Source organism: Paraburkholderia sp. BR14320, assembly GCF_040948665.1.
Taxonomy (GTDB): domain Bacteria; phylum Pseudomonadota; class Gammaproteobacteria; order Burkholderiales; family Burkholderiaceae; genus Paraburkholderia; species Paraburkholderia youngii.
The window spans coordinates 156,851-164,080 of the sequence record NZ_JBFPKG010000013.1 but is presented as its reverse complement, the minus strand read 5'-3'; the positions used below and the strand labels follow the sequence as shown (position 1 = coordinate 164,080).

The 7,230-nt window shown below is 67.6% G+C and carries 6 protein-coding genes and 1 pseudogene; all 7 read left to right on the top strand.

The genetic code is table 11. The annotated features are described in order from the left end of the window. Positions 1–153, top strand: a pseudogene (locus AB3X89_RS15495) (UDP-N-acetylmuramate:L-alanyl-gamma-D-glutamyl-meso-diaminopimelate ligase); the annotation flags it as partial. Further along, the gene (locus tag AB3X89_RS15490; RefSeq protein WP_368584070.1) at positions 150–764 is read left to right on the top strand and encodes a YqiA/YcfP family alpha/beta fold hydrolase; all 615 of its coding nucleotides are present in this window, start codon (positions 150–152) and stop codon (positions 762–764) included. The pseudogene AB3X89_RS15495 and the gene AB3X89_RS15490, both read left to right, overlap by 4 nt. A gap of 215 nt (positions 765–979) precedes the next feature. Continuing rightward, positions 980–3,118, top strand: a complete 2,139-nt coding sequence (locus AB3X89_RS15485; RefSeq protein WP_368584069.1) for a ribonuclease catalytic domain-containing protein — start codon at positions 980–982, stop codon at positions 3,116–3,118. Further along, positions 3,115–3,978 (top strand): shikimate dehydrogenase, encoded by an 864-nt coding sequence (aroE, locus tag AB3X89_RS15480; protein ID WP_368584068.1) that lies wholly within the window; start codon positions 3,115–3,117, stop codon positions 3,976–3,978. Before AB3X89_RS15485 ends, aroE begins: the two co-directional genes overlap by 4 nt. 25 nt (positions 3,979–4,003) lie before the next feature. Next, on the top strand, positions 4,004–4,738 hold the full coding sequence (gene mtgA, locus AB3X89_RS15475; RefSeq protein WP_368584067.1) for a monofunctional biosynthetic peptidoglycan transglycosylase: 735 nt from the start codon (positions 4,004–4,006) through the stop codon (positions 4,736–4,738). A gap of 361 nt (positions 4,739–5,099) precedes the next feature. Beyond that, the gene (locus AB3X89_RS15470) at positions 5,100–6,116 is read left to right on the top strand and encodes an IclR family transcriptional regulator (RefSeq protein WP_368584066.1); all 1,017 of its coding nucleotides are present in this window, start codon (positions 5,100–5,102) and stop codon (positions 6,114–6,116) included. Next, positions 6,113–7,228, top strand: coding sequence for a 2-dehydro-3-deoxygalactonokinase (locus tag AB3X89_RS15465; protein ID WP_368584065.1), 1,116 nt, complete (start codon positions 6,113–6,115; stop codon positions 7,226–7,228). Before AB3X89_RS15470 ends, AB3X89_RS15465 begins: the two co-directional genes overlap by 4 nt. The last annotated feature ends 2 nt before the right edge of the window (positions 7,229–7,230 follow it).

Genomic DNA, 7,230 nt, shown 5'->3' with positions numbered 1-7,230 from the left:
AAGGCGCAGGCCTTCGACAACCTCGACGCGCTCGTGAAGGCGGTAGTCCACGCCGCGCGTCCCGGCGACCAGATTCTGGTGATGAGCAATGGCGGCTTCGGCGGCGTACATCAGAAGCTGCTCGACGGTCTTTCGACGCGAGGCGCGTCGTGATTCTCTACCTGCACGGTTTCCGTTCGTCGCCGAATTCGTTCAAGGCGCGTCTGCTCGCGACGCGTCTGGCAGAACTCGGCCGCGCCGACGAGTGGTGTTGCCCGATGCTGCCGGTGTCGCCGTTCGAAACGGTGGCGCTTGCCGAATCGCTGGTCGCCGCCGCACGTGCGAACGGCGATGCACGGCAGGTGACGGTGATCGGCAGTTCGCTCGGCGGCTACTTCGCCACCCATCTGGCCGAGAAGCACGGCTGGCCGGCCGTGCTGCTGAACCCGGCGGTCGTGCCGCAGCGCGACCTGAGCGCGTATCTCGGCGAGCAGCCGTTGTGGCATGGCGGCGGCAGCATCGTCGTCAAGCCGCATCATCTGGATGAATTGCGCGCGCTCGGCGTGGCGTCGATCACGCGGCCCGAACGCTATTATTTGATGGCAGCCACCGGCGACGAAGTGCTCGACTATCGCGAAATGCTCGCGCACTATCCAGGCGCGCGCACCACGCTGATCGAAGGCAGCGACCACGCGATCAGCGAGTTCGCGCAGTATCTCGACGACGTGCTGGCCTTCTGCGACGGCGAACACGTCGAGCCGCCGGCGCCACGCGCGGCGGCCTGACGGCGCGCAAGGGCGGCGGCACCGATCCCCGCAAGGACATCGGCCGGAAAGACACACCGACCGCCACCGCAGGTCGCAAGATTCAACCCGCTGGCACGCGCAGTGCGCGCCGCGGATTCACTATCACGAACAGGTTGCCGTGCCGCTCATGCAGTGATCGATCGCCACAGGGCGTCGGGCGCGCCGGCAGATGCAAGTCAGAACGAGAGTATTGAGTGAACGTTTTCTTCGAGGAATCGGGCAGTTTCAAGGCCGGCAGCGTGCTGTCGCGTCAGGGGGACGCGTTTCAGGTCGAGTTGCCGGGCGGCCGGCGCGCGAAGGTGCGCGCGAAAGACGTGCTGATCGAGTTCGAAAAGCCCACCGCGGCCGAACTGATGCAGCAGGCCGACACGTTGGCGCAGGAGATCGATCTGGACTTCCTGTGGGAATGCGCGCCGGACGATGAATTCCCGTTCGCGACGCTGGGCGCCGAGTACTTCGGCGCGAGCTTCGGCGCGATCGAGCGCGCGGCGCTGGTGCTGCGCATGCACGGCTCGCCGGTGTACTTCCGCCGCAAGGGCCGCGGCATGTACCAGCGCGCGCCGCAAGAGCAGCTGAAGATGGCGCTCGCGGGCCTCGAGCGCAAGCGCCAGCAGGCGCTCGTGCAGGCGCAGTACGAGGAAGAACTGAAGGCAGGCCGTCTGCCGGAAGCGTTCGCGGGCGGCAAGGGCCTCGCGCTCCTGACTAAGCCCGACAAGAACACGATCGAGTACAAGGCGCTCGAGGGCGCCGCGGCCGCGCGCGGCATCTCGCAGGCGCGGCTGATGCTCGAATGCGGCGCGATAGCGTCGCCGCGCGCGCTGCACGAAGCGAAATTCCTGTCCGAGTACTTTCCGCACGGCACCGGCTTCCCGACCGTTGCGGCCGCGAACGTGCCCGACGATCTGCCGCAGGCCGACGTCGAAGCGTTCTCGATCGACGACATCACCACGACCGAAATCGACGACGCATTCTCGGTCGAGCATCTGGCCGACGGCCGCGTGCGGATCGGCGTGCACATCGCCGCGCCGGCGCTCGGCATTCAGCGCGGCGACGACGTCGATGCGATCGCGCGTGCGCGTTTGTCGACGGTCTACATGCCCGGCGACAAGATCACGATGCTGCCCGACAGCGTCGTCGACACCTTCACGCTCGCCGAGGGAGGGTATCGGCCGGCGCTGTCGCTGTATGTGATCGTCAATCGCGAGACGCAGGAGATCGTCGCGAGCGAAACGCGCGCCGAGCGCGTGTTCGTGAAGAACAACCTGCGTCACAACACGCTCGACGAAGTCGTCACCGAGCAGGCGCTCGCCGAGGGCACCGGCGAGTATCCGCACAAGGACGATATCGCCGTGCTGTGGCCGTTCGCGCAAGCACTGTTCGAAAAGCGCCAGACCGCGCGCGCCGGCTACGGCCTGCGCCGTGAAGTGCAGCGCAATACCGACTTCAATTTCTACGTCGACGGCGAGCACATCACGATCACGCCGCGCCGGCGCGGCTCGCCGCTCGACACGATCGTCGCCGAGCTGGCGATTCTCGCGAACTCGTCGTGGGGCGCGTTCCTGCATGATCACGGCGTGCCGGGCATCTATCGCACGCAGCGCGCGTTCGGCGCGCCAAGCGGCCCGAAGCGCACGCGCATGCAGACCAACGCGGCGCCGCACGAAGGGCTCGGGGTCTCGCAATACGCGTGGAGCACGTCGCCGCTGCGCCGCTACGTCGACCTCGTGAACCAGTGGCAGCTGATCGCGTGCGTGCAGCATGGCGTGACCGCGAAGCTCGCCGCGCCGTTCAAGCCGAAGGACGCCGATCTGTTCGCGGTCGTGCAGGGCTTCGACGACACCTACACCGCGTACGCCGACTACCAGCGCCGCATGGAGTACTTCTGGTGTCTGCGCTGGCTCACGCAGGAAAACCGCAAGCAGGTGGTCGCGTCGGTCGTGAAGGGCGATCTCGTGCGTCTCGAGGAAATTCCGCTGCTGCTGCACGTGCCGGGTCTCGGCGTGCATGCGCGCGGCACGCGTTTGCAGCTGGAAGTGATGTCGATCGATGAACTGACGATCGAAGCGTCGGTGCGTCTGTTGCACGTGCTCGATGCGCCGACTGTAACGAGCGGCGCCGAAGCCGAAGAAGGCGAGGACGAGGGCGACGAAGAGTTGCTCGACGCAGCGGACGACAGCGCCGAAAGCGAAGCGGAGGCGCAAGCCGAAGCCGACGGCGGCAATCCGAACGACAACCCCGGCGCCGACGAATCCGCGGCAAGCGGCAACGGCAACGACGACGCCGCATCGAACACCGCCGACAACGACCAACACATCACGGAGCCGGGACGATGAGCGGCAACCCAACGCGCGACCGCTACGCGGTCATCGGCAATCCGGTCGGACATAGCAAGTCGCCGTTCATCCACGGCCGCTTCGCCGCGCAAACCGGCGAGCCGGTCGAGTACGGTCATCTACTCGCGCCAGTCGACGCGTTCGTGCCGCATGTGCGCGCGTTCATCGAAGCGGGTGGGCGTGGCCTGAACGTGACGGTGCCGTTCAAGCTCGACGCGCATGCGTTCGCGAACACGCTGTCGCCTCGCGCCGCGGCGGCCGGCGCGGTAAACACGCTGAGGGTCGACGCCGGCGGCATCTACGGCGACAACACGGATGGCTTCGGCCTCGTGCGCGACATCGAGGTGAATCTCGGTGTGTCGCTGAAAGGCGCGCGCATCCTGCTGCTCGGCGCGGGCGGGGCCGCGCGCGGTGTGGTGCTGCCGATGCTCGACCGCGCGCCGCATACGCTGACGATCGTCAACCGCACGGCACAGAAGGCCGAGGCGCTGGTCGACCAGTTCGCTCAGGCTGCCGGCGACGCGCGCTGCCGTCTGAGCGGCGGCAGCGCCCGCGCGATCGAAGCGGGGCAGTACGACGTGATCGTCAACGCGACCGCGGGCAGCCTCGATGCGTCGCTGCCCGAGTGCGACGACCGCGCGTTCGGCAACGGCACGCTCGCTTACGACATGATGTACAGCGCGCATCCGACCGTCTTCATGCAGCACGCGGCGAAGCTCGGCGCGCGCGGCGCCGATGGCCTCGGCATGCTGGTCGAGCAGGCCGCCGAATCGTTCTATGTGTGGCGCGGTGTGCGCCCCGACGGCGCGCCGGTGCTCGCCGAGTTGCGCGCGCTGCTGACGGCGCCGTCGCCCGCATAACGTTAGCGCGCGGATAGCACGCACCATGACAGCGACGCGGCGCGCCAACGGTTCGCGCGGCCAGGCCGGCCCGCTGCGCTGGCTCGCCTGGCTGATCGCGGTCGTGGTCATCGCCTGGCTCGCGACGCAGGCGTACTACTTCGCGCAGATCGCGATCTGGAACGTCGTCAATCCGCGCTCGACCGCGTTCATGCGCTCGGACGCGTGGCGTCTGTCGCAGGACCGGCCGGATCTGTCGGTGCAGCGCACGTGGGTGCCGTACGAGCAGATTTCGCGCAACCTGAAGCGCGCGATCATCGCGTCCGAAGACGCGAACTTCGTCAACAACAAAGGCTACGAAACCGACGCGATGCTGCAGGCATGGGAGCGCAACAAGGCGCAAGGCCGGATCGTGCGCGGCGGCTCGACGATCTCGCAGCAGCTTGCGCGCAACCTGTTCCTGTCGCGCGAGAAAAGCTATATCCGCAAGGGCCAGGAGCTGATCATCACGTGGATGCTCGAAACGCTGATGGACAAGCAGCGCATCTTCGAGATCTATCTGAACTCGGTCGAATGGGGCAACGGCGTGTACGGCGCGGAGGCGGCCGCGCAGTACTACTTCAAGACCTCGGCGAGCAAGCTCACGGCCGCGCAGTCGGCGCGGCTCGCGGTGATGCTGCCGCGCCCCAAATATTTCGATGAACACAGGAATTCGGCGTATCTCACGCAACGCGCGCGAGTCATCGCGCGGCGGATGGGCGCGGCAGAATTGCCGGATTGAAAAGCGCTGTCGATCCCCTGGTTTTCAGTTCCGAAGCCCGCCTCGCGGGCTTTTTTGCGTCTTTTCGCGGAGGCGCTGCGTTCCGCTAAACAGCTGATTGCCAACTAAAATCTCACTATCTGGACTCAACATTCACATATTGGTGATTCTCAAAAGTCGCCCTACAATCCAAGCCAACATGCATCGCAAGTAGGCGCTCCAGCGCGCTGAAACAGCGAACCGCGACACAAAAAACCGGAGACGAGGCCAACATGTCTGGCAGCCAACCACAGCAGCCGCGCGAGCGCGGCGCCGCACGCGTTCCCGCCCTGTTCTCCGGCCCCGCGCGCTAAGCGCAGAAACCATCCGAAAGCGAATCGCCATGAACAAAGCGATGCCTACTCACGGGGCTAGCCCGACCGAGGCGGCGCCGGGGTCGAACGGCGCGCCGGACCGCGCCGCGAATCCCGCGCCGCGCGAGGCTTCAGCCGTCACCGCCAATGTCGCCGCCAGTGCGTCCGCAACCGCAAGGGCGTCGCGCCCGGTGCAGCGCGCGGCGACCGTCGACGGACTCGGGCTGCCGGTCACGCTGCTGGAAATCACGCCGCAGCAGGCCGGCACACAGACACTGTTGCGCGGCCTCGCGATTCTCGAGGCGGCGGCGGCCGGCGTGCGCGATCTGCGCAGCTTCGGCGCCGCGCTCGGCACCACCCGCAGCACCACGCATCGACTGGTCAGCAGCCTCGTGCAGGCGCGCTATCTGCGCCAGGTGCAGGGCGGCTATCTGCTCGGGCCGAAGCTGATCGAGCTCGGCACGATCGCGCTCGAACAGATGCCGCTGACGGCCGTCGCGCGTCCGCACTTGCAGTCGCTGGCCGAGCAGACGCTCGACACGATCCACCTCGGCGTGCGCGACGGCGACGACGTGCTGTACATCGACAAGATCCCCGGCACGCGCGGCCTCGAAATGCGCTCTCGGGTCGGCCATCGGATGCCGCTCGCGTCGACCGGCATCGGCAAGGCGATGATGCTCGACCTCGCGCCGGACGCATGGCAGTCGCTGTTCGAGGCGTCGCGCCGCGCGCTCGCGGGCGTCAGCTTCAAGCCCGACAACCGCCCCGACGCGCCGACCTTCCTGCAGCGCATGACGAACTACGCGGCCGGCGGCTACACGTTCGATCTCGAAGAGAACGAAGCGTCGATCCGTTGCGTCGCGGCGCCGGTGCGCGATGCGTCGGGCGCGATCGTCGCGGCGTTGTCGGTGGCGAGCACGATTCCGTATATGCCGCTCGAACGGATGGACGAACTGATTCCGGTCGTGCAGCGCGAGGCGCGCGCGATTTCGGAAGAACTCGGTTGGCGCGCACCGCAACCGGCCACGCGCAGGATCAAGCGATGAAACAAGCGGGCACCGCCACGCTGGCGAACCACCAGGCGCCCGCCGGGCCCACATCGGGCGTGCAGCCGGACGCGACCGATGGCACGGATACCGCCGCCGTCGATTTCACGCATGCCGCGCTGATCGCGCTCGACTGGGGCACGACGTCGCTGCGCGCGTATCTGTTCGACGTGCACGGTCGCGTGCTGGCGACGCGCGCATCGTCGGCCGGCATTATGAATCTGCCGCGCAGCGCGGCCGAGGGCGGCTTCGACGCGGCGTTCGACGACGCCTGCGGCGCGTGGCTCGAGCATGGGCGCGGCGTGCCGGTGATCGCGGCGGGGATGGTGGGCAGCGCGCAGGGCTGGCTCGAAGCGCCGTATGTCGAGACGCCCGCGAACGCCGATGCGCTGGTGGCCGGCATCGTCCGGGTGCAGACCGCGCGCGGCGCGACGCTGCATATCGTGCCGGGCGTGCTGCAACGCGGCGAATTGCCGAACGTGATGCGCGGCGAGGAGACGCAGATTTTCGGCGCGCTCAGCGCGGATGCGAACGGCGCGCAAGGCACAAGCGCCGTCGACAGCAGCGCTCGCTCACTGATCGGCCTGCCCGGCACGCACGCGAAATGGGCGGTCGTGCAGGCGGAGCGCATCGAGCGTTTTCACACCTTCATGACTGGCGAAGTATTCGCCGCGCTGCGCGAGCACACGATTCTCGGCCGTACGATGGTCACGCCCGATCGGCCGGATACCGAAGCATTTTTGCGCGGTGTGAACATCGCGCGCGAGAAAGGTCAGGCGGGCGTGCTCGCGACCGTATTCAGCACGCGCACGCTCGGCTTGACCGGCGCGCTGTCGAGCGACGCACAGCCCGACTATCTGTCGGGCCTGCTGATCGGACACGAACTCGCCGGCCTCGAAGCGGTGCTCGCTCAGCAAGGCAGCTCGCTCGCGCAGCAGAGTCTGCGGCTGATCGGCAACGACGCGCTATGCGAGCGCTACCGCCTCGCGCTCGCGCAATTCGGCTGTCTGCGCGCGGAACCGGTCAGACACGCGACCGAACGCGGCCTGTGGCGCGTTGCGGTAGCAGCGGGGCTCGTGCAGCCGTCCGCGCAAGCGGCGCGCGCGGGCTGACC

What these genes read in the sequence shown, in the direction of transcription:
- aroE (WP_368584068.1), top strand. Translation starts at nt 3,115, where the DNA reads ATGAGCGGCAACCCAACGCGCGACCGCTACGCGGTCATCGGCAATCCG.
- AB3X89_RS15465 (WP_368584065.1), top strand. Translation starts at nt 6,113, where the DNA reads ATGAAACAAGCGGGCACCGCCACGCTGGCGAACCACCAGGCGCCCGCC.
- AB3X89_RS15470 (WP_368584066.1), top strand. Translation starts at nt 5,100, where the DNA reads ATGAACAAAGCGATGCCTACTCACGGGGCTAGCCCGACCGAGGCGGCG.
- mtgA (WP_368584067.1), top strand. Translation starts at nt 4,004, where the DNA reads ATGACAGCGACGCGGCGCGCCAACGGTTCGCGCGGCCAGGCCGGCCCG.